This is a genomic window from Enterobacter sp. 296B2, from assembly GCF_034106185.1.
Lineage (GTDB): Bacteria > Pseudomonadota > Gammaproteobacteria > Enterobacterales > Enterobacteriaceae > Enterobacter > Enterobacter cloacae_N.
Genome location: NZ_JAWNCA010000021.1, coordinates 22,294 through 41,082, shown reverse-complemented (window position 1 = coordinate 41,082; position 18,789 = coordinate 22,294). Strand labels below are relative to the sequence as shown.

At 56.2% G+C, this 18,789-nt stretch carries 14 protein-coding genes and 2 tRNA genes; 8 read left to right on the top strand and 8 right to left on the bottom strand.

Features of this window, described 5'->3' with window-relative positions; all coding sequences use genetic code 11:
• Positions 1-48: 48 nt before the first annotated feature.
• Together URZ40_RS15675 and URZ40_RS15670 are read right to left on the bottom strand one after the other, a co-directional pair.
• A complete protein-coding gene (locus tag URZ40_RS15675) occupies positions 49-2,736 on the bottom strand; it encodes a cation-transporting P-type ATPase (RefSeq protein WP_320720797.1) in 2,688 nt (895 codons plus the stop codon).
• A gap of 47 nt (positions 2,737-2,783) precedes the next feature.
• The gene (locus URZ40_RS15670; RefSeq protein ID WP_116338886.1) at positions 2,784-3,215 is read right to left on the bottom strand and encodes a universal stress protein; all 432 of its coding nucleotides are present in this window, start codon (positions 3,213-3,215) and stop codon (positions 2,784-2,786) included.
• 398 nt (positions 3,216-3,613) lie between these two features.
• On the opposite strand from URZ40_RS15670, the gene URZ40_RS15665 reads away from it, so the two are divergent.
• The 3 genes from URZ40_RS15665 to URZ40_RS15655 are packed head-to-tail and all read left to right on the top strand — an operon-like array spanning position 3,614 to position 8,723.
• Positions 3,614-4,699 carry an efflux RND transporter periplasmic adaptor subunit gene (locus tag URZ40_RS15665; RefSeq protein WP_316379443.1) on the top strand — a complete coding sequence of 362 codons (1,086 nt, stop codon included), beginning with the start codon at positions 3,614-3,616 and terminating at the stop codon, positions 4,697-4,699.
• Entirely contained in the window at positions 4,699-7,761 is a 3,063-nt protein-coding gene (locus URZ40_RS15660) for an efflux RND transporter permease subunit (protein WP_320720796.1), read from the top strand. The genes URZ40_RS15665 and URZ40_RS15660 overlap by 1 nt, the downstream gene beginning before the upstream one ends.
• A complete protein-coding gene (locus URZ40_RS15655) occupies positions 7,758-8,723 on the top strand; it encodes an acyltransferase family protein (protein ID WP_320720795.1) in 966 nt (321 codons plus the stop codon). Before URZ40_RS15660 ends, URZ40_RS15655 begins: the two co-directional genes overlap by 4 nt.
• Here the strand turns inward: URZ40_RS15655 and pagP are convergent.
• Positions 8,720-9,295 carry a lipid IV(A) palmitoyltransferase PagP gene (gene pagP, locus URZ40_RS15650; RefSeq protein ID WP_116338879.1) on the bottom strand — a complete coding sequence of 192 codons (576 nt, stop codon included), beginning with the start codon at positions 9,293-9,295 and terminating at the stop codon, positions 8,720-8,722. The genes URZ40_RS15655 and pagP overlap by 4 nt on opposite strands.
• A gap of 256 nt (positions 9,296-9,551) precedes the next feature.
• Between pagP and shiA the strand changes: the two genes are divergently transcribed.
• The 3 genes from shiA to URZ40_RS15635 all read left to right on the top strand — a co-directional run bounded on the left by shiA (position 9,552) and on the right by URZ40_RS15635 (position 14,181).
• Positions 9,552-10,868, top strand: coding sequence for a shikimate transporter (gene shiA, locus URZ40_RS15645; protein ID WP_320720794.1), 1,317 nt, complete (start codon positions 9,552-9,554; stop codon positions 10,866-10,868).
• A gap of 73 nt (positions 10,869-10,941) precedes the next feature.
• The gene (locus URZ40_RS15640) at positions 10,942-12,396 is read left to right on the top strand and encodes an AMP nucleosidase (RefSeq protein ID WP_320720793.1); all 1,455 of its coding nucleotides are present in this window, start codon (positions 10,942-10,944) and stop codon (positions 12,394-12,396) included.
• An 18-nt stretch (positions 12,397-12,414) separates the two neighbouring features.
• A complete protein-coding gene (locus tag URZ40_RS15635) occupies positions 12,415-14,181 on the top strand; it encodes an aminopeptidase P family protein (RefSeq protein WP_320720792.1) in 1,767 nt (588 codons plus the stop codon).
• A 142-nt stretch (positions 14,182-14,323) separates the two neighbouring features.
• Here the strand turns inward: URZ40_RS15635 and URZ40_RS15630 are convergent.
• Together URZ40_RS15630 and emmdR are read right to left on the bottom strand one after the other, a co-directional pair.
• Positions 14,324-14,399: transfer RNA gene (locus URZ40_RS15630), tRNA-Asn, on the bottom strand.
• 103 nt (positions 14,400-14,502) lie between these two features.
• On the bottom strand, positions 14,503-15,957 hold the full coding sequence (gene emmdR, locus URZ40_RS15625; RefSeq protein ID WP_162874933.1) for a multidrug efflux MATE transporter EmmdR: 1,455 nt from the start codon (positions 15,955-15,957) through the stop codon (positions 14,503-14,505).
• A 162-nt stretch (positions 15,958-16,119) separates the two neighbouring features.
• Here emmdR and URZ40_RS15620 point away from each other — a divergent pair.
• Together URZ40_RS15620 and URZ40_RS15615 are read left to right on the top strand one after the other, a co-directional pair.
• Positions 16,120-16,195 (top strand) — tRNA-Asn (locus URZ40_RS15620).
• Positions 16,196-16,248: 53 nt separating this feature from the next.
• A complete protein-coding gene (locus URZ40_RS15615; protein ID WP_163329805.1) occupies positions 16,249-16,584 on the top strand; it encodes a gamma-glutamylcyclotransferase family protein in 336 nt (111 codons plus the stop codon).
• Positions 16,585-16,631: 47 nt separating this feature from the next.
• Here URZ40_RS15615 and URZ40_RS15610 read toward each other — a convergent pair whose 3' ends face one another.
• The 3 genes from URZ40_RS15610 to sbmC form a co-directional block, all read right to left on the bottom strand.
• The gene (locus tag URZ40_RS15610; RefSeq protein WP_010432067.1) at positions 16,632-16,967 is read right to left on the bottom strand and encodes a DUF496 family protein; all 336 of its coding nucleotides are present in this window, start codon (positions 16,965-16,967) and stop codon (positions 16,632-16,634) included.
• A 158-nt stretch (positions 16,968-17,125) separates the two neighbouring features.
• On the bottom strand, positions 17,126-18,184 hold the full coding sequence (locus tag URZ40_RS15605) for an FUSC family protein (RefSeq protein ID WP_316379439.1): 1,059 nt from the start codon (positions 18,182-18,184) through the stop codon (positions 17,126-17,128).
• Positions 18,185-18,276: 92 nt separating this feature from the next.
• A complete protein-coding gene (gene sbmC / locus URZ40_RS15600) occupies positions 18,277-18,750 on the bottom strand; it encodes a DNA gyrase inhibitor SbmC (protein ID WP_116338867.1) in 474 nt (157 codons plus the stop codon).
• Between the last annotated feature and the right edge of the window lie 39 nt (positions 18,751-18,789).

Genomic DNA, 18,789 nt, shown 5'->3' with positions numbered 1-18,789 from the left:
GAAAAGAGAAAGCCTGGGCTCAGGCTTTCTCAGTTTACGCTATCACGCCTAGGTTTTGCGCCACCGGCGCGTCAGCACTTTCTCCGCCTCGACAATAAGGAACATCACAAAACCAATCAGGAAGGTGATGACCCAGTAGCGGAACGGCAGCGCTTCGGTGCCAAACAGCATCTGCATGAAGGGTGCGTATATGATAAGAAGCTGTAGCGCCAGCAGTACGCCGCTCACGATCCAAATCCCTTTATTCGCCAGCAGGCCTTTGCTCAGCGAGAAGCCGTCATTAACGCGGCAGTTGAGCATGTAGAACCATTGCGCAGTGACCAGGGTTTGCAGCAGCACGGTGCGGATAAATTCCGCCGAGTAGCCGCGCGGCTGTAGCCAGGCTTCGAGCACGAAGGCGCTGATGGCAATCATCAGACCGACAAACACCACGCGCCAGATGGCATAGCCGTCCATCACGTGGAGATTCGCCTTGCGCGGTGGCCGGTTCATGATGTCCTTCTCACCCGCTTCAAACGCCAGGCCAAACGACAGCGTTGCCGACGTCGCCATGTTCATCCACAGGATCAGGACCGGCGTCAGGGGGATCAGATTCCCCGCCAGCAGCGCGATGATGATCAGCAGAGCCTGCGCGATGTTGCTGGGGATAACGAACAGAATGGTCTTTTTCAGGTTATCGTAAACCCGACGCCCCTCGTGCACCGCACGGGCAATGGTGGCAAAGTTGTCATCCGTTAACACCATGTCGGCGGCTTCCTTGGTGACTTCCGTCCCCTTAATCCCCATGGCGATACCCACATCCGCCCGCTTGAGCGCTGGGGCATCATTTACGCCATCCCCGGTCATGCCCACGACTTCCTGTTTACTTTGCAGGGCCTGCACCAGGCGGAATTTATCCTCCGGGCTGGTTCGGGCGAAAATATCGTACTGCTGCGCGGCGTCGCTCAGCTGACGATCGTCCATCGCCTCCAGCTCACGTCCTGTAATCGCGCTTGCGGCGTTACCAATCCCCAACATTTGCCCAATGCTCATTGCCGTTTGCGGGTGGTCGCCGGTGATCATTTTCACGCGGATCCCGGCCTGCAGACAGTCGGCAATGGCGGTAATGGCCTCCGGACGCGGCGGGTCCATCATCCCTGCAATACCCAGCAGGATCACGCCATCATGCAGGTCCGGATGATCCAGCTCGCGTTGCCCCTCGCGGGCAGGTTTCCAGGCCGCAGCCACCATGCGCAACCCTTCCCGGGCGTACTCTTCAATTTTACCTTCCCAGTAAGGCTGATCGAACGGCTGCAGTCCGTCATTCGTCTGCTGGTACTGGCAGAGGCGGAACAGGACGTCCGGCGCGCCGGTGATTAAAATCGCCTCTTCATCACCCAGCCGGTACAGCGTGGACATGTATTTATACTGCGAATCAAACGGGATTTTACTGCGCATTTCCGTCTCAAGCGGCGGGAGCGGAATTTTCGCTGCCAGCACCTTCAGCGCGCCCTCGGTTGGTCCCCCGGTGATTTTCCACAGCCCCTGCTCGTCTTTAATCAGCTGGCTGTCATTGCAGAGGTCAATGGTGCGCAGGTAGCGTTCCAGCAGGGAACCCTGCGTCACGCTGACGGGCGTCGGGTCATCTATGGGGTGAATATTCCCCACCGGTTCGTAGCTGTCGCCCTCCACGCGATAGGTCGTGTCAGCGGTAATCACCGCTTTGACCGTCATTTCATTCATCGTCAGGGTGCCGGTTTTATCCGAGCAGATGACCGTCATTGCGCCCAGCGTTTCCACCGTAGGCAGCTTGCGAATGATGGCCTTGCGACGCGCCATGGCCTGTACGCCAAGCGAAAGGATGATGGAAATGATGGCCGGCAGGCCTTCCGGCACGGCGGCAACGGCGAGGCTGATAAGCGACAGCACCAGTTCAGAAACCGGCATATCCCGGAACAGGAGGCTAAAGACAAACAGTGCCACCATCATCACCAGGATAGTGATGAAGATGGTCTTCCCGAGCTTATCCATCTGCACCATCAGCGGCGTGCGGTGCTTTTCAATGTCGGACATCATCTGATTGATGTGGCCAAGCTCGGTCTCGCCCCCGGTTGCCACCACCACGCCTTTACCGCCGCCGGAGCTGACGGTGGTACCTGAGTAGAGCAGATTATACCGGTCACCTAAAGGCAGTTCCCCGCTTAACGCATCGCTGTTTTTCTCAACAACGGTGGATTCGCCGGTCAGGATGGCCTCCTCCACACGCAGGTTATGCGCTTCAATTACTCGCAGGTCCGCAGGGATACGATCCCCGGCGCGGATCACCACGATATCGCCAGGCACCAGCGCCGTTGTAGGGATCGTTTCATGATTCCCCTGCCGTACCACCACGGCTTCGCTCGAGAGCATATTGCGAATACTCTGCAACGATTTTTCAGCATTGCTCTCCTGAATATGGCCAATCAGCGCGTTGATGATGGCAACCCCAAGGATGACAAACATGTCTACCCAGTGCCCCATAAAGAGCTTAAGCAACGCGGCCACCAGCAATACGTAAATCAATACATCGTTAAAATGCGCCAGGAAGCGCAGCCAGCCGGGTTTACCCTTTTTTTGCGGTAACGCATTCTCACCATGCTGCTGAAGGCGGGCGGATGCCTCAGTGCCGCTAAGTCCTTCCGGGGTGGAGTGGATATTAGACAAGGTTTCGTCAACGGTTTGTTGATAGTACGGACGTTCAGGTTTTCCTGTTTTCATCGTTCCTTCCTCAGGTTCTATTCAGAAATCACCTTGCTTTCATGTAATTAACGAATAACGAAAACAGGAACGTGGGCGTAACGCACAATACTTGCCGCCTCTGACCCTAACAAATGGGTTTGAATATTTGGATTTCGAGAACCGACAATAATCGCGCCAGCAGCAAGTTCGTCCGCCAGCTTAATAACCTCATCACGAACATTCCCGCTACGAACATGGAGATGAACACGTTCTTCCGGCAGATTCAATTTTTTGACCAGATCGGCCAGCTTTTCTTTCGCATTATTAATCATATATTCATCCATCTTACGCGCATCTGAAATAAACCCACGCGTCAGTTCGGCTGAAAATTTGGGCATGACGTGAAGCAAATGAACGTCACCCGATGCGCTTTGTGCCAGAAACTGTGCATGCTGCAACGCTTTATCCGCCAGGCTTGTCTCGTAGACATCCACCGGAACGAGAATGTTTTTATACATATCGAGCATCCTTTTTTATAACCAACACGAGAGTGAGTGAAGCTAAAAAACGCATTAAATGCAGGAGGTTGCCATTAATGCCAGCTACGGTAAAAAGAGATGATTGATATTAAACGTAGCACAGGAATATCAGGTTTAGCGCGCCCCCACTGATAATGGTTATTTAACATTTCGCTTTTCGCCGACTATGCTCATAGTCAGCCACCGCTTCCGGCTCATGGAGGAATTTATGTATGGTTTAAGCCTGCTCCGCCTGGGTATGTTCATTGCGCTCGCCATTATCGCCAGCACGGCGATTGGTTTATTTACCTATATGGTCGTCACTGTTCTGGCCGAATAGTGTCACCCCCTGCCCTTGCTACGGAATAAATAAAACAGTTATTTATTAGGGGAATACATTGAACCGCTACTTCTCTCTTCTACCATTCGTTTTATTAACGCTCACGGCGTGCGACCCGAAACCGGAGCAAGCCTCCCCCCTGCCGCGAATGGTAAAAGTGGCGGAGGTGGCTGTCCCCGGTCACGCCCAGCAGCGCGTCTTTCCCGCCCGCATTGAATCGGGCGATGCCACAGACCTTTCCTTCAAGCGTGCAGGTCAAATTGAAGCGCTCGATATACGCCAGGGCGCAGCCATCAAGCAGGGGCAACAGCTTGCCAGATTGAACGCCCGTGAGGCCCAGCAGCGGGTTAACGACAGACAAACGGCAGCGACGCTGGCCCAGCGGCAATTCGATCGCTTCCAGACGCTGGCGGGCCGCCAGGCGATTTCGAAAGCAGAAATGGATGTGCAGCGTGCAAACCGCGATTCGGCGAATGCGGCGCTTCAGATTGCCAGAGAGGAACTGAATCAGATGACGCTCGTCGCCCCCTTCAGCGGGACGGCAGCCAGCGTACATGTACGAAACCATCAGGTGGTGTCTGCCGGTCAGCCCATTGCTACCCTAACCCGGACCGATCTGCTGGACGTGGTGTTTAGTATTCCTGAGAACCTGTTCAAAACCCTTGATATCCGCAACGCGCAGTATCGCCCCGTGGTGAGAATTAACGCCATTCCGGATCGCGAATTTACCGCCGTCTACAAAGAACATTCGGGCAGCAGCGACAGCAATACCCTGACCTGGCAGGTGATACTTACCATGCCGCGGCCAGATGATTTTCCCGCCGTCGGCGGCGTAAGCGGTACGGTGACCATCAATTTAAGCAACCTCCCGGCGGGCGCGGATGCTCAGGCGCTGGTCGTACCGGTTGAGGCAGTCTTTAACCCGGACAACAGCCCGCGCAATGAGCCGCACGTCTGGGTCGTAACGGGCGAAGGCGACACGCTGCATCTTGAAGACCGCAAGGTCAGCGTGGGGCAAGTGAGTACCGAAGGCGTGGTGATTACCAGCGGGCTTAAGGCGGGCGAGCGCGTGGTGGCCGCAGGCGTTGGGGAGCTCCATGCTAACCAGCCGGTGCGTATCTGGACGCGTGAACGGGGACTGTAATGGATATCTCTCGTCAATTTATTAATAACCCTGTTCGCGTCTGGCTAACGATCCTGCTGCTGGGCATCGGGGGTATTTTCGCCCTGTTGAATATCGGCAGGCTGGAAGATCCCGCCTTTACCATTAAAACCGCAGTGGTGGTCACCCACTACCCCGGCGCATCCGCTCAGCAGGTTGAAGAGGAGGTGACGCTTCCGCTGGAGAATGCCCTTCAGCAGTTGCCTTATCTGGACAACGTGAGCTCCATCTCTTCAAACGGTCTGTCGCAAATCACCGTTAATATCGCTTCTCGCTATCACTCGAACGAGCTGCCGCAGATTTGGGATGAACTGCGCCGCCGCGTGGGCGATGCCTCGCGTCAGTTTCCGCCCGGCGTCGTCACGCCTTTTGTGAATGACGATTTCGGCGACGTCTTTGGCTTCTTCTTCGCCATTTCCGGAGATGAATTCAGTAATCCTGAACTGGTGAGATATGCGGAGCAGCTGCGCCGGGAGTTGATTCTGATCCCCGGCGTCGCGAAGGTCGCCATCGGCGGGGCCATTAACCAACAGGTCAACATCGATATCTCCCTGACCAAAATGGCCGCGCGGGGCATTACGCTGAACCAGCTTTCCGCCCTGCTCAGCAGGCTTAACATCGTTTCCAGTGCCGGAGAAATTACCTCCGGCACCGAATCCATTCGCCTGCACCCGACCGGTGAGTTCGAGAATCTTGATGAACTGGCGGATATCATCATCACGCCTTCCGGCACCGGGGCGGCGACGCGTCTGCGGGATATCGCCACGCTGTCGCGCGGGCTGAACGAATCGCCGGCCAGTATCTACCATGCCAACGGCAAAAAAGCCGTCACCATGGGCGTCTCGTTTATTCCCGGCGTGAACGTTATCGACGTGGGCCACGCGCTGGAGGCGAAGTTAAACCAGATGTCGGCGGAAAAACCGGCGGGCATACAGATAGACCTGTTTTACGATCAGGCCGCCGAAGTAGGCCATTCCGTTAACGGTTTTATTATTAACTTCCTGATGGCGCTGGCGATTGTCATCGGCGTGCTGCTGATCTTTATGGGCGTACGCAGCGGGATCATCATTGCGTTTTCTCTCGCGCTTAACGTGCTGGGCACGCTGCTGATTATGTATCTGTGGGGCATTGAGCTGCAGCGCATATCGCTCGGGGCGCTGATTATCGCCCTCAGCATGCTGGTGGATAACGCCATCGTGATTGTCGAAGGGGTGCTGATCGCCCGACAGCAGGGCTCCCCGCTGTTAACCGCCGTGAACAACATCATCCGCCGCTCCGCCCTGCCGCTGCTGGGGGCGACGGTGATTGCCATCCTGGCGTTTGCCCCTATCGGGCTGTCGCAGGATTCCACAGGGGAATATTGTAAATCCCTGTTCCAGGTGCTGCTGATTTCCCTGATGCTGAGCTGGTTATCGGCGCTCACCCTCACCCCGGTGCTGATTAAGTGGTGGTTGTTTAAAAACGACAGCGCGCCCGATAAAACCGACGAGTCAGATCCTTACGATAAACGACTCTACCGCGCCTACCAGCGCCTGCTTAACACGCTGCTGCACCATAAGGCACCGACGCTCATTGTCATGGCTGCGCTGCTGGCAGCGTCTGTCTGGGGCTTCGGCGCCGTGCGGCAAAATTTTTTCCCGTCGTCTAATACGCCGATTTTCTTTGTCGACCTCTGGTTACCCTACGGTACCGATATTAAATGGACCGAGAAAATGACCGGCGATATTGAAAAGACGATCAATGGCCAGCCGGGCGTGGAGACCACCGTCTCAACCATCGGTCAGGGAAGTATGCGGTTTATTCTGACCTACAGCGGGCAGCGGCAGTACGGCAACTATGCGCAGATCATGGTGCGCATGGACGACCAGCGCAACATCTCTGCCCTGACGCGCCACGTGGACGAGTACATCGCGCGAAACTATCCGCAGGTCAACGCCAGCACCAAACGGGTGATGTTTGGCCCCTCCGGCGACAGCGCCATTGAAGTGCGTATTAAAGGCCCGGATCCTGACAGGCTGCGCCTGATTGCCAGCCAGGTGGACGATATTCTGGCGCGCGACCCGGCCACGGGCAGCGTCCGGAACGACTGGCAGAACCGCAGCAAAGTGATCCGCCCGCAGTACGTCGCCGCGCTGGGACGCGAGCTTGGCGTGGATAAACAGGACGTCGACAACGCGCTGGAGATGAATTTCTCCGGCAGCCGTGCGGGGCTATATCGGGAAGGGAGTGACCTGCTTCCCGTGGTGGTGAGGCCCCCGGAAAGCGAAAGGCTGGATGCCAGTCATCTGAACAACGTGCTGGTGTGGAGCCAGACGCGGCAGCAGTATATTCCGCTGAGTAACGTCGTCAGCCGCTTCTCGCTGGAGTGGGAAGATCCGCTAATCCTTCGACGCGACCGCTCGCGGGTACTGACGGTTCAGACGGACCCGGATCCGCTGAGCCAGCAAACCTCCGGCGACATTCTCGCCCGCGTGAAGCCGCAAGTGGATGCCCTTAGCCTGCCACACGGCTACAGTATCGAGTGGGGAGGCGACGCGGAAAACTCCAGCGAAGCGCAGCAAGGGCTATTCACTACGCTGCCTCTCGGGTATCTGGTGATGTTTGTGATTACGGTTCTGATGTTCAGCTCGGTAAAAAATGCCGTCGCTATCTGGCTGACCGTACCGCTGGCGCTGATTGGCGTCACGCCGGGATTTTTAATTACCGGTATTCCCTTTGGCTTTATGGCGCTGATAGGTCTGCTGAGCCTGAGTGGCATGCTGATCCGCAACGGCATCGTGCTGGTGGAAGAAATCGAACAGCAGAAAACGCAAAAGGATCAGCACAGCGCGATCGTTTATGCCGCCACCTCGCGCCTGCGCCCTATCCTGCTCACCGCGTTCACTACCGTACTTGGCCTGGCTCCGCTACTGCTGGATGTTTTCTTCCAGAGCATGGCCGTTGTGATTATGTTTGGACTGGGGTTTGCTACAATCCTGACGCTACTGGTACTCCCCGTTATCTATGCGTGTTTCCATCGTAAGGACGAAGCCAAACAACAATGAATGCGACAGGGCTGAACATTATCAAGACGCTGGGCTGCATGACGGCGGTTACCTTCTTCACCATCTACAATACCTGGGATCATTATGATTATGACTATCACTGGATCCTGGGGTTTTTAACCTTTATCTCGACCATCGCCACGCCGCTGTTTTTTGTGGTGTCGGGCTATCTCGACGGACAATCGCGGCACGGCACCCGCTGGCAGCTGAGTAAAATTAAAAGCCTGGTGATTGTTTTTCTGTTCTGGATAACGATCTACTACCTGTGGGAGCCTTATCAGCGTGGGTATCTGATTCAGCCCTGGTTTGTGTTCGCCTTTATGGTGATTTATACCTTTCACGCGGCAGTTGAGTGGCTTAGCCAGCGGAGAGCGCTGTTCTGCGGCGCGATTGCTGCCCTGCTGCTCTTTTCCTACGGATACGATCTGCTATCGGCGCTTTATCCTGAAACGCACGTCCTTTCTCTGTCACCGCAGTATCGGCTGTGGACATGGCTGCTGTTTTATCTGACGGGGCAACTCTTTTGCGACCCGAAAATTGCCGAGTGGATTAGCCGCAAAAATGTGGTCAGGGCGGCGATTGTCGCCATCCCCTTTATCTATCTCTTCACCTGGTTTTACGAGCGCCACTTCTTCTTCGCGCTGTTCAAGGCGGACAGAAACGCCTTTATTCTCACCGGCTCTCAAATTTACATTTTGATCATCGCGCTGGTAATTGCGGCGAACGGCGTGCGCTTTCGCCGCAACGCTGAATTTAAGGAGTCCATTCTGGCCGCCATCAGCAAAACGATGACAGGCGTGTACATTGTGCACTACTCGGTGTTTCATCTGCTGACGGCGCTGATACCGGTGACCTCTCTCGGTATGAAGCTGGCACTGATTGTGCTCACTTTCATTACCTCTGTTCTCTTCTCCATGCTGGTATTGTCTAACGCCGTGGCAAAAAAGGTGATCACCCTTTAAAAGCCTAAGCGCAGCCAGGCAAAGAGCACGTTACCGTTGTTATACGTCCCGGGAATATAGGTGAACTGGACGGTAACGCGCTTATACCCGGCCGAAAACAGCGGGAAGATGAACGGTAGCGGGACATAGTTTGCAAAATCATCTCGCGCCGTGATGCCCGCCGCGGCACCGAGTCCAAGCCGGAAATCTTTGGCATTATCCAGATACCAGCCCTTCTCCCAGCCATAGCCCATCGCGGGCTGCCATTCGTTGTGCGAGTCCTTGAACATCATCGCAAACAGCGCGCTCCAGTTGCCCTCTTCGTTATAGCGGGAAACGCCCAGTCCGCCGCCCCACGGCATTTCATTGTAATTGTCGGTTTTTTCTTTGTCGTACATGAAGCGGGCATGCCAGCTCAGAAACGGCAGGTACAGATCGTAACGTTGTGGCTGAGTCCAGGTTTGCGAAACATCGTCCGTTAGCGCATTCCACCAGCCGCTGATGCGCTGTTCGCCGTAGACGCTGGGTTCCGCATGAAGCGGCGTGGCGAATAAAAACAGAACCATCAAGAGTGCCGAAAAGGTGCGTTGCATCGTGATTCCCTCAGCTTAAGTCACGCAGCGGTCACTATTACTGTAAACCATTCAGCAGGTAACGGAGCCAGGCAGACATAATTATAGCGCTGTAGGTGCAGATGAAATTTATTTATTCAGCGCCTTCCGGAAAGATAAAAACGTTTTCTCAGGCGTTCTGTCGCGGTAGTCTCATAGGTTCCGTTTACAGGACGGACGCAAAGTGAGTGACCTTTTCTTATACCAATAATTAAAAATCAGTACGGACAGGACAACTATGGACTCCACCCTCATCTCCGATCGTCCCAACGAGGAGACACCTTCGCTCAATCGCGCCCGCCGCGCCGCCCTCGGCAGCTTCGCGGGTGCCGTCGTCGACTGGTATGATTTTCTGCTTTATGGCATTACCGCCGCGCTGGTATTTAACCGCGAATTCTTCCCCCAGGTCAGCCCCGCGATGGGCACCCTCGCCGCCTTTGCCACCTTCGGCGTCGGGTTCCTGTTTCGCCCGCTCGGCGGGGTGATCTTCGGCCACTTTGGTGACCGCCTCGGCCGCAAGCGCATGCTGATGCTCACCGTCTGGATGATGGGGATCGCCACCGCGCTGATTGGCATTCTTCCTTCGTTTTCCGCCATTGGCTGGTGGGCGCCGGTGCTGCTGGTCACTCTGCGCGCCATTCAGGGCTTCGCGGTGGGCGGTGAATGGGGCGGCGCGGCGCTGTTATCTGTTGAAAGCGCGCCGAAAAACAGGAAAGCGTTTTACAGCAGCGGCGTGCAGGTGGGGTACGGCGTGGGCCTTCTCCTCTCCACAGGGCTGGTATCGTTAATCAGCCAGCTCACCACCGACGAGCAGTTCCTGAGCTGGGGCTGGCGCATTCCGTTCATCTTTAGCATCGTGCTGGTCATCGCCGCGCTGTGGATCCGCAACGGGATGGAAGAGTCCACGGAATTCGAACAGCAGCAGCGGGAAAAGCCGGTTGCGAAAAAACGGCTGCCGGTAATGGAAGCGCTGGTTCAGCATCCTGGCGCTTTTCTGAAAATTATCGCCCTGCGCCTCTGTGAACTGCTGACGATGTATATCGTCACCGCGTTTGCCCTGAACTACTCGACGCAGAACCTCGGTCTGCCGCGCGAGCTGTTCCTGAATATTGGCCTGCTGGTCGGCGGGATTAGCTGCCTGACGATTCCCTGCTTCGCCTGGCTGGCTGACCGGTTTGGCCGCCGTCGCGTCTATATCACCGGGGCGCTGATTGGCACCCTCAGCGCCTGGCCGTTCTTTATGGCGCTCGAAGCACAGTCGGTCTTCTGGATCGTCTTCTTCGCCATCATGCTCGCCAACATCGCCCACGATATGGTGGTCTGCGTGCAGCAGCCGATGTTTACCGAGCTGTTTGGCGCAAGCTATCGCTACAGCGGTGCGGGCGTGGGCTACCAGGTGGCAAGCGTGGTCGGCGGTGGATTTACGCCGTTTATTGCCGCCGCGCTGGTCACCTTCTCCGGCGGAGACTGGCACAGCGTGGCGATCTATCTGCTGGCCGGCTGCCTGCTGTCGGCGGCGACGGCGCTGCTGATGAAAGAGACGAGCCACGCCTGATCTCCCTTTTGTTTCACGGGCGTGTGACATACTATCGGGTAGAGTCGCACACCTGTGGAACAAGGAGACAGAGATGAATAATAAGGGCTCCAGCCTGACCCCGGCTCAGGCGCTGGAAAAACTCGACGCGCTGTATGAACAGTCCGTCAATGCGCTGCGCAGCGCCATTAGCGAATACATCGAAACAGGGAAACTCCCCAATCAAAAGGCCAGAAACGAGGGCCTTTTTGTTTATCCATCGCTCTCTGTGACCTGGGACGGCAGCGCCAGCACAACGCCGAAAACCCGCGCCTACGCCCGTTTTACCCACTCCGGCTGCTACAGCACCACCGTCACCCGCCCTGCACTGTTCCGCCCTTATCTTGAAGAACAGCTCACGCTGCTGTACCAGGACTACGGTGCGCATATTGCCGTTGAGCCCTCACAACATGAAATCCCGTATCCCTACGTGATTGACGGCTCGGCGTTAACGCTTGACCGCTCCATGAGCGCGGGATTGACCCGCCACTTCCCAACGACGGAACTTTCGCAGATTGGCGATGAGACGGCAGACGGGATTTATCACCCGGCAGAATTTTCTCCCCTGTCGCATTTTGACGCACGCCGCGTGGACTTCTCGCTGGCGCGCCTGCGCCACTACACCGGTACGCCAGCCGAGCATTTCCAGCCGTTTGTGCTCTTTACCAACTACACCCGCTACGTTGACGAGTTCGTCCGCTGGGGCTGCAGCCAGATCCTCGACCCGGAAAGCCCGTACATCGCGCTGTCCTGCGCGGGCGGGATCTGGATCACCGCCGAGACCGAAGCGCCCGAGCAGGCCATCTCCGATCTGGCGTGGAAAAAGCACCAGATGCCGGCCTGGCACCTTATCACCGCCGACGGTCAGGGCATCACCTTGATCAACATCGGCGTGGGTCCGTCAAATGCCAAGACCATCTGCGACCATCTGGCGGTCCTGCGCCCTGACGTGTGGCTGATGATTGGCCACTGCGGCGGCCTGCGCGAAAGCCAGCTGATTGGCGACTACGTGCTGGCCCACGCCTATCTGCGTGATGACCACGTGCTGGATGCGGTGCTGCCGCCGGATATTCCTATCCCGAGCATCGCCGAAGTGCAGCGCGCGCTGTATGACGCCACTAAAGAGGTCAGCGGCATGCCGGGTGAAGAGGTTAAACAGCGCCTGCGCACCGGTACGGTCGTCACAACGGATGACCGCAACTGGGAGCTGCGTTACTCCGCCTCCGCGCTGCGGTTCAACCTGAGCCGGGCGGTGGCGATTGATATGGAGAGCGCCACCATTGCCGCCCAGGGGTATCGCTTCCGCGTTCCTTACGGCACGCTGTTGTGCGTCTCCGATAAGCCGCTGCACGGTGAAATTAAGCTGCCGGGTCAGGCCAACCGTTTCTATGAAGGGGCAATATCCGAACATCTGCAGATTGGCATTCGGGCCATCGACCTGCTGCGAGCGGAAGGTGACAGACTGCATTCGCGCAAGCTGCGTACCTTCAACGAGCCGCCGTTCCGCTAATAGCAATAAGGAAAAAACATGCACACCCCTACACCGCTCTCTGCCCTGCGCCACTGGCTTGAGGCAAGTCATCTCGACGGGATGATTGTCCCGCGTGCGGATGCCTGGCAGAGCGAATACTGCGCGCCCTACGACGAAAAGCTGGCCTGGCTGACGGGCTTTGACGGCTCTGCCGGCGTCGCGCTGGTGCTGAAAAACAAAGCGCTGCTGTTCGTCGACGGGCGCTATCAGGTGCAGGCCCGCGTTCAGGTGAATATGGATGAGGTTGAGATCCACCATCTGCACAACGAGCCGCTGGCAGACTGGCTGGCGGCAAACGTTGAGGCGGGCACGCGTATCGGTTTTGACCCACTGCTGATGACCAACTCAGAGTTCACGCAGCTGTCAGCCACGCCGTGCGAGCTGGTGCCGCTGAATGCGTCACCGTTTGACGCCTTATGGACCGATCGCCCTGCCGCACCGGCGGGGCTTATACGTGAAATGCCGGTAGAGACAAGCGGTGAAAGCAGCGAGGACAAACGTCAGCGCATTGCCGCCGTGCTGGCCGCGAACAATGCTGACTATCTGGCCGTTACGCTGCCGGATAACATTGCGTGGCTGCTCAACGTGCGCGGCTCGGATATTCCCACCAGTCCGGTACCGCTCTCCTTTGCCCTGCTGAGTCGTGACGGTCACGTTGAGTGGTTTGTTAACGACAATAAGCTCAGCGCCCTGCCTGACGAAGTGCGCAATGCGTTCACCATTGCGCAGCAGGACACCTTTATTGAACGCTGTCAGCAGCTTGCTGAAGGGAAGCGGGTGATGGTTGATGCCGATTCCGCCCCCGTCGCCCTGCGCTTCGCCATTGAACCACGGGGAGAAATTGTCTGGCGAACCGATCCCATCACCCTGATGAAAGCTACCAAAAACCCGGTCGAGCTGGCGGGTTATCGCGCGTGTCATCACCAGGACGGGGCCGCGTGGGTCAACTTCCTCGCCTGGCTGAGCCGCGAAGTGCCGCGTCGTGCAGCGGCCGGACAACCGCTCACCGAGCTGGAAGTGCAGGCTCAGCAGCTGGCATTCCGCAAACAGCAGCCCGGTTTTATCGAGCAGAGTTTTGCGACTATCTCTGCCTCCTCCAGCAATGCGGCGATGTGTCACTACCATTCGAGCGAGGCCAGCAATAAGCCCATCGGCCATGACCATTTTTACCTGAACGATTCCGGCGGTCAGTATGCTAACGGCACCACCGACGCCACGCGCACGCTGGCGTGGGGTAAGGTCGACCCCCAGCTGCGCCTGCACTACACCGCCGTGCTGAGAGGCTTCCTGTCGCTCATTACCCTGCAGTTCCCTTCCGGGACTCAGGGGCATCAGCTGGATGCGTTTGCGCGTCGCCCGCTGTGGGAGATGGGGCTGGATTATGATCACGGCACAGGACACGGCGTGGGGCACCAGCTTCTTATCCATGAGAACCCGCATCGCATCGCCAAAAAGGTCAACCCGTGGCCGTTGGTGGCAGGCAATATCATGACGATTGAACCGGGATACTATCTGGGCGACAGCCACGGTATTCGCATTGAAAACCAGGTGGAGATTGTGGAGAGCCGCCCGGGGTTCTGCAGATTTGCCTCGCTGACGCTCATCCCGATTGATTTAAGCCAGGTGGAATTGCATCTGTTGAGCGAGCAGGAAAAGCAGTGGCTGGATGAGTATCATCAGCAGGTACGTGAGGCGCTGTCACCGCTGGTTAATAGCGAGGCGCGTTCGTGGCTGGTTGGAGCGACGGCACCGATTGGCGTGTAATTTCGCGCGGTCCGGTGCCCTCACCCCATCCCTCTCCCACGGGAGAGGGAGCAAACACTAAAAACGGCAACCAAGTTGCCGTTTTGCGTTTACCTTGCTCAGAAGAGCAAAAAGCCTGCTTTAATAGCAGGCTTTTTAAATTTGGCTCCTCTGACTGGACTCGAACCAGTGACATACGGATTAACAGTCCGCCGTTCTACCGACTGAACTACAGAGGAATCGTGTGAACGGGGCGCATATTATCGATGCTCCCCTGGGATGTCAAAGGCAGAATGCAGATTTCGGATCGTTTGCCGATTTATTCTCCACTTCGCGCAATTGTCAGGCATTCTGTCGCGGATATTTCCACAGCCAGCGCCCGCTGACCATACGCCAGTAGAACAGCGCCCCACGCACGGCCCAGTCAAGGAACATCCCCAGCCAGACGCCAACCACGCCCCAGCCGAGCACCACGCCCAGCGTATAGCCCGCCACAACGCGACACCCCCACATGCCGAGCATGGACACCCACATAGCAAAACGGGCATCGCGCGCCCCTTTTAGCCCGGCGGGCAGCACCCAGGATGCCGCCCAGATGGGCATAAAGGCGGCGTTGAGCCAGATGAGGATCTTCACCACCTCTTTAACATCCTCTTCGTGGGTATAGAACGCGGCCATCAGCCCGGCAAACGGCGCGGTTCCCCAGGCGATCAGCGTCAGCCCTATGGTCGACAGCCAGAAGACGTGCCGCAGCTGCCGCTCCGCCTGACCTATCTGCCCTTTCCCGAGCCGTTTGCCCGTGATGATGGTTGATGCCGAACCCAGCGCGTTACCCGGCAGGTTAATCAGCGAGGCGATGGAAAAGGCAATAAAGTTACCGGCGATAACGTCTGTCCCCATCCCGGCAACAAACATCTGCGTCAGCAGCTTCCCGCCGTTAAACAACACGGATTCAATGCTCGCGGGAATGCCGATTCCCATCACTTCCCAGATAATGGCGAAGTTAAAGGGCCGGAAGTAGCTCTTGAGCGTAAGACGCAGCGAAGGCGTAATTCCCGTCATCAGTACCCCGATGATGGCCGCCGCACCGATATAGCGTGAAATGGTTAACCCCAGCCCCGCTCCTACGAACCCCAGCCCATCCCACGAGAACACGCCGTAGATCAGCACGCTGCTGATAATGATATTCAGGATATTCATCCCGCCGTTGATCAGCAGCGGAATTTTAGTGTTGCCCGCCCCACGCAGCGCGCCGCTGCCAATCAGCGCAATGGCCGCCGCCGGATAGCTTAAAACGGTCATCTCCAGGTAGGTCAGCGCCAGGTCTTTAACCTCGTTGGTGGCCTCCCCGGCGACAAAGTCAATAATCTCTTTACCGAAATAGTGGATCACCGCCGCCAGAACAATCGAAAAAATGGTCATGATCATCAGCGACTGGCGGGCCGCCTCGCGCGCACGTTTGGGGTCAAGCTTGCCGAGGCTAAAAGCCACCACCACCGTCGTACCGAGGTCTATGGCAGCAAAAAATGACATCACCACCATGTTAAAGCTGTCCGCCAGCCCGACCCCCGCCATCGCCTCTTTCCCCAGCCAGCTCACCAGGAAGGTGCTCAGGACCCCCATCAGCAAAACGCAGGTATTTTCCAGGAAGATAGGCACAGCGAGAGGGGTGATTTCACGCCAGAACAGGACACGATAGCTTTTACGTTTTGCATACCACGGCGTGCGCTCTATCGCCTGGCGTAAGGAGGCAGTGACGTTCAAAATGGACCTTAGCGAGAAAAGTTGAAACTCCATTTCAAATGATGGGGGAGAAAAGCTAATCCTGCAAAGTATTTTCCTGAAAAAAGATGTGTGGAATTACAACAAACTGACGACAGAATCAGCAATCAGTCGATTTTCCCTAAGATCAGGTTTGACAAAAGTTTTTTCGCCGCTAAGATAAGCCTCCACAACGATTCCTCTGTAGTTCAGTCGGTAGAACGGCGGACTGTTAATCCGTATGTCACTGGTTCGAGTCCAGTCAGAGGAGCCAAATTTAAAAAGCCTGCTTTTAAAGCAGGCTTTTTGCTTTGCGGATAAAGGAAAATGAACGCTCTGTTTGTCTACGGCACACTGCGCCCGGGCCACGCTAATGCGCATATTCTTGAAAACATCGGCGGGGAATGGCTGGCCGGTTCCGTATCCGGTACGTTTTACGAACGCGGCTGGGGTGCGGCGGCGGACTTCCCGGGGATTATCCTCCACCCCGATGGACCGCGTGTCGAAGGCTATCTGTTTATCTCTGATAACCTTCCCGCACACTGGCAGATGCTGGATGAATTTGAAGACGGCTATGACCGGGTTGAGGTCACAGTGACCACCCTTAAAGGTGGGCAGGTTAAGGCCTGGATTTATCAGCTACAGCCGCGCTCTGAATCATAAAAAAAGGCTCTCTGTCACCAGAGAGCCTTTTTCACTATTCGCTGCGATTACTCGCTTTTTGCTTCGGCGTTTTTAATTTCGCCCATCACTTTCAGCTTCTTGGAGATGTCGCGACGCTCTTTGGACAGCTCAGCGTTTTTGATGATGTAGTCATCAACGCGGTCTTCATAGTCGCTCTTCATGCTAGCGATGATGCCCTGAATAGCTTCAACGCTCATGCCTGGCTTGATGTAGTCGCTCAGGTTATCGAGCAGCAGAACACGTTTCTGGTTGTCACGGATCTTCTTCTCAACGTCCTGGATTTCACGCTGCAGCTTGTTTTTGCGGCGGAACAGGCGGACGAATTCCAGAACATCCTGGAACGAAGGCTTGGTAGTTTCCATTTTTACACCCCTGATAATGTGAGATTCGGATTCGTTAAAGCAACCGTTGTAACAATAACCTTACTGACAGCGGCTGCGAATGACAATGAGTATATCGTTTAAAGCTATCATAACCCCAATTGCTGCTGAATCGAAGCAGCAGCCGTCACATACGCCTTTTATTTGCGCAGCGCGCGGCAAATAAGGTGCGATAACAGCTCAAGCTGCCGCGCCAGTTCCAGGCTCAGCCAGACGTAGCCATGAATAGGCGTTTCCGCCACGTTATCGCCCTGACGTTCATTGATTAGCTGCTTCAGCTCCGCGACGATCTCATTCAGCCGCTCGCTGTTGACCAGTATCGGCTGCGGGTTCCCTTCATAGAGCGCATGAGCGATGGTCAACAGCGTTTGCTGCGTCATCTGCTGGGTCTCTTTGAGGGTCTGCGCGTTAAGCATCAGCAGATGGCTCGGACGCGAGGCCCAGTGGGCATTGATTTGCAGTTCAAGCATGCAGACCAGATTGCGGCTTACCGTCTGGATGGCTTCGAAAATCGCTTTCTGAATATGGGTTTCTTTGCTGGCGGGCGCGATCAGGCCGCGCATTTTAACCACGTCGTTGAGGATCGTTTGCAGATGTTTTTCCAGCCGGGGACGCTCAACCAGATTCGGGGAAAAACCGGCCTGATAGACGCGGTTAAAGGCGGTGACGTAGTTAGCCATCTGAATACGCCAGTGCAGAAAAGCACGCTGCGGCCAGATACCAGTGAAGAGCATGGCCAGCAGTGACCCCAGGATGACATCCCCGCTTCGCCACAGCGCCGTGGTCATATCCCCGGCGGGCGCACCGACAACCACCGCGAGAGTAATACCAATCAGCAGCGCCTGATAAGGCCGCTTACCCAACGCCAGCCAGCCGCAGAGGAACATGGCAGCACCGCACCACGCCAGCATCACGGGAAATGAGATGAGTTCCAGCTTCAGGGCAATAAGCCCCAGGGCAGATCCAAGAACGGTACCGCCTATCCGCTCGAAGGCGCGAGGAACAACGTTCCCCCAGAATGAGATAGGCCCCATCACCACCACCAGCGTGATCAGTGGCCACGTTCCCTCCGGTACATCCAGCAACCGGACCAGTACAAAGGTCAACACGAAAGCCAGCGCGATGCGACTCCCGTGCACCACGCGGTAATGTTTGTACAAGCGAATTTCAAATGGGGTTAATGATTTGTCGGGACGCACACCCGCTCTCCAGCAACACGGCAAATCACAATTGTACTGTGTTTTCAGCCGGGCGGATCGCACCCGGCTGAAAAACCCTTCATATTGCAGGCTTAAACCGTTTTGTGCTCTACCGCGATATACATTTCAATGTCCCAATAGCCGTCCGCATTGCCGTCGTTAAGATAGCGTTCGAAGCAGGGTTTGAGCGCCATCTGGTATTTACTGTCCTGCAATAAAGAATTGAAGAACTGATACCACGGCGTCGCAAAGTCGTAGTTTTCCACGCGCGCCGTCGCCACGGCGTAATCCCCGCCAGCGATTTCCGTCATCATGACGCCTTCGCTGTTTTCCGGGATAACGAAATCATCCGGTACCGTAACGGCCGTATCGCAGCGCAGTTTTTCTGCCGGGACCTCATCGGGGTTATCGTAGTAGACCGCAACCCACTCCAGCGGCTCAATGTGACGCCCGTCCACCCACATAACCAGCTGTTCAAAGCCCTGCTTAACCGTTTTTTCCCACGGCCCAACAAGATGAAAACCCGCAATCTTACGTTTCTGTTGCTGCTTGATGCTGTAGTCCATGCTGCCTCCGTTTATTACTGTATATTTATACACTATAAA

Bases quoted from the DNA above. Each gene is read 5' to 3' on its own strand.
- URZ40_RS15675 (WP_320720797.1), bottom strand. From the start codon at position 2,736: ATGAAAACAGGAAAACCTGAACGTCCGTACTATCAACAAACCGTTGAC.
- URZ40_RS15670 (WP_116338886.1), bottom strand. From the start codon at position 3,215: ATGTATAAAAACATTCTCGTTCCGGTGGATGTCTACGAGACAAGCCTG.
- URZ40_RS15660 (WP_320720796.1), top strand. From the start codon at position 4,699: ATGGATATCTCTCGTCAATTTATTAATAACCCTGTTCGCGTCTGGCTA.
- URZ40_RS15655 (WP_320720795.1), top strand. From the start codon at position 7,758: ATGAATGCGACAGGGCTGAACATTATCAAGACGCTGGGCTGCATGACG.
- pagP (WP_116338879.1), bottom strand. From the start codon at position 9,295: ATGCAACGCACCTTTTCGGCACTCTTGATGGTTCTGTTTTTATTCGCC.
- shiA (WP_320720794.1), top strand. From the start codon at position 9,552: ATGGACTCCACCCTCATCTCCGATCGTCCCAACGAGGAGACACCTTCG.
- URZ40_RS15640 (WP_320720793.1), top strand. From the start codon at position 10,942: ATGAATAATAAGGGCTCCAGCCTGACCCCGGCTCAGGCGCTGGAAAAA.
- URZ40_RS15635 (WP_320720792.1), top strand. From the start codon at position 12,415: ATGCACACCCCTACACCGCTCTCTGCCCTGCGCCACTGGCTTGAGGCA.
- emmdR (WP_162874933.1), bottom strand. From the start codon at position 15,957: ATGGAGTTTCAACTTTTCTCGCTAAGGTCCATTTTGAACGTCACTGCC.
- URZ40_RS15615 (WP_163329805.1), top strand. From the start codon at position 16,249: ATGAACGCTCTGTTTGTCTACGGCACACTGCGCCCGGGCCACGCTAAT.
- URZ40_RS15610 (WP_010432067.1), bottom strand. From the start codon at position 16,967: ATGGAAACTACCAAGCCTTCGTTCCAGGATGTTCTGGAATTCGTCCGC.
- sbmC (WP_116338867.1), bottom strand. From the start codon at position 18,750: ATGGACTACAGCATCAAGCAGCAACAGAAACGTAAGATTGCGGGTTTT.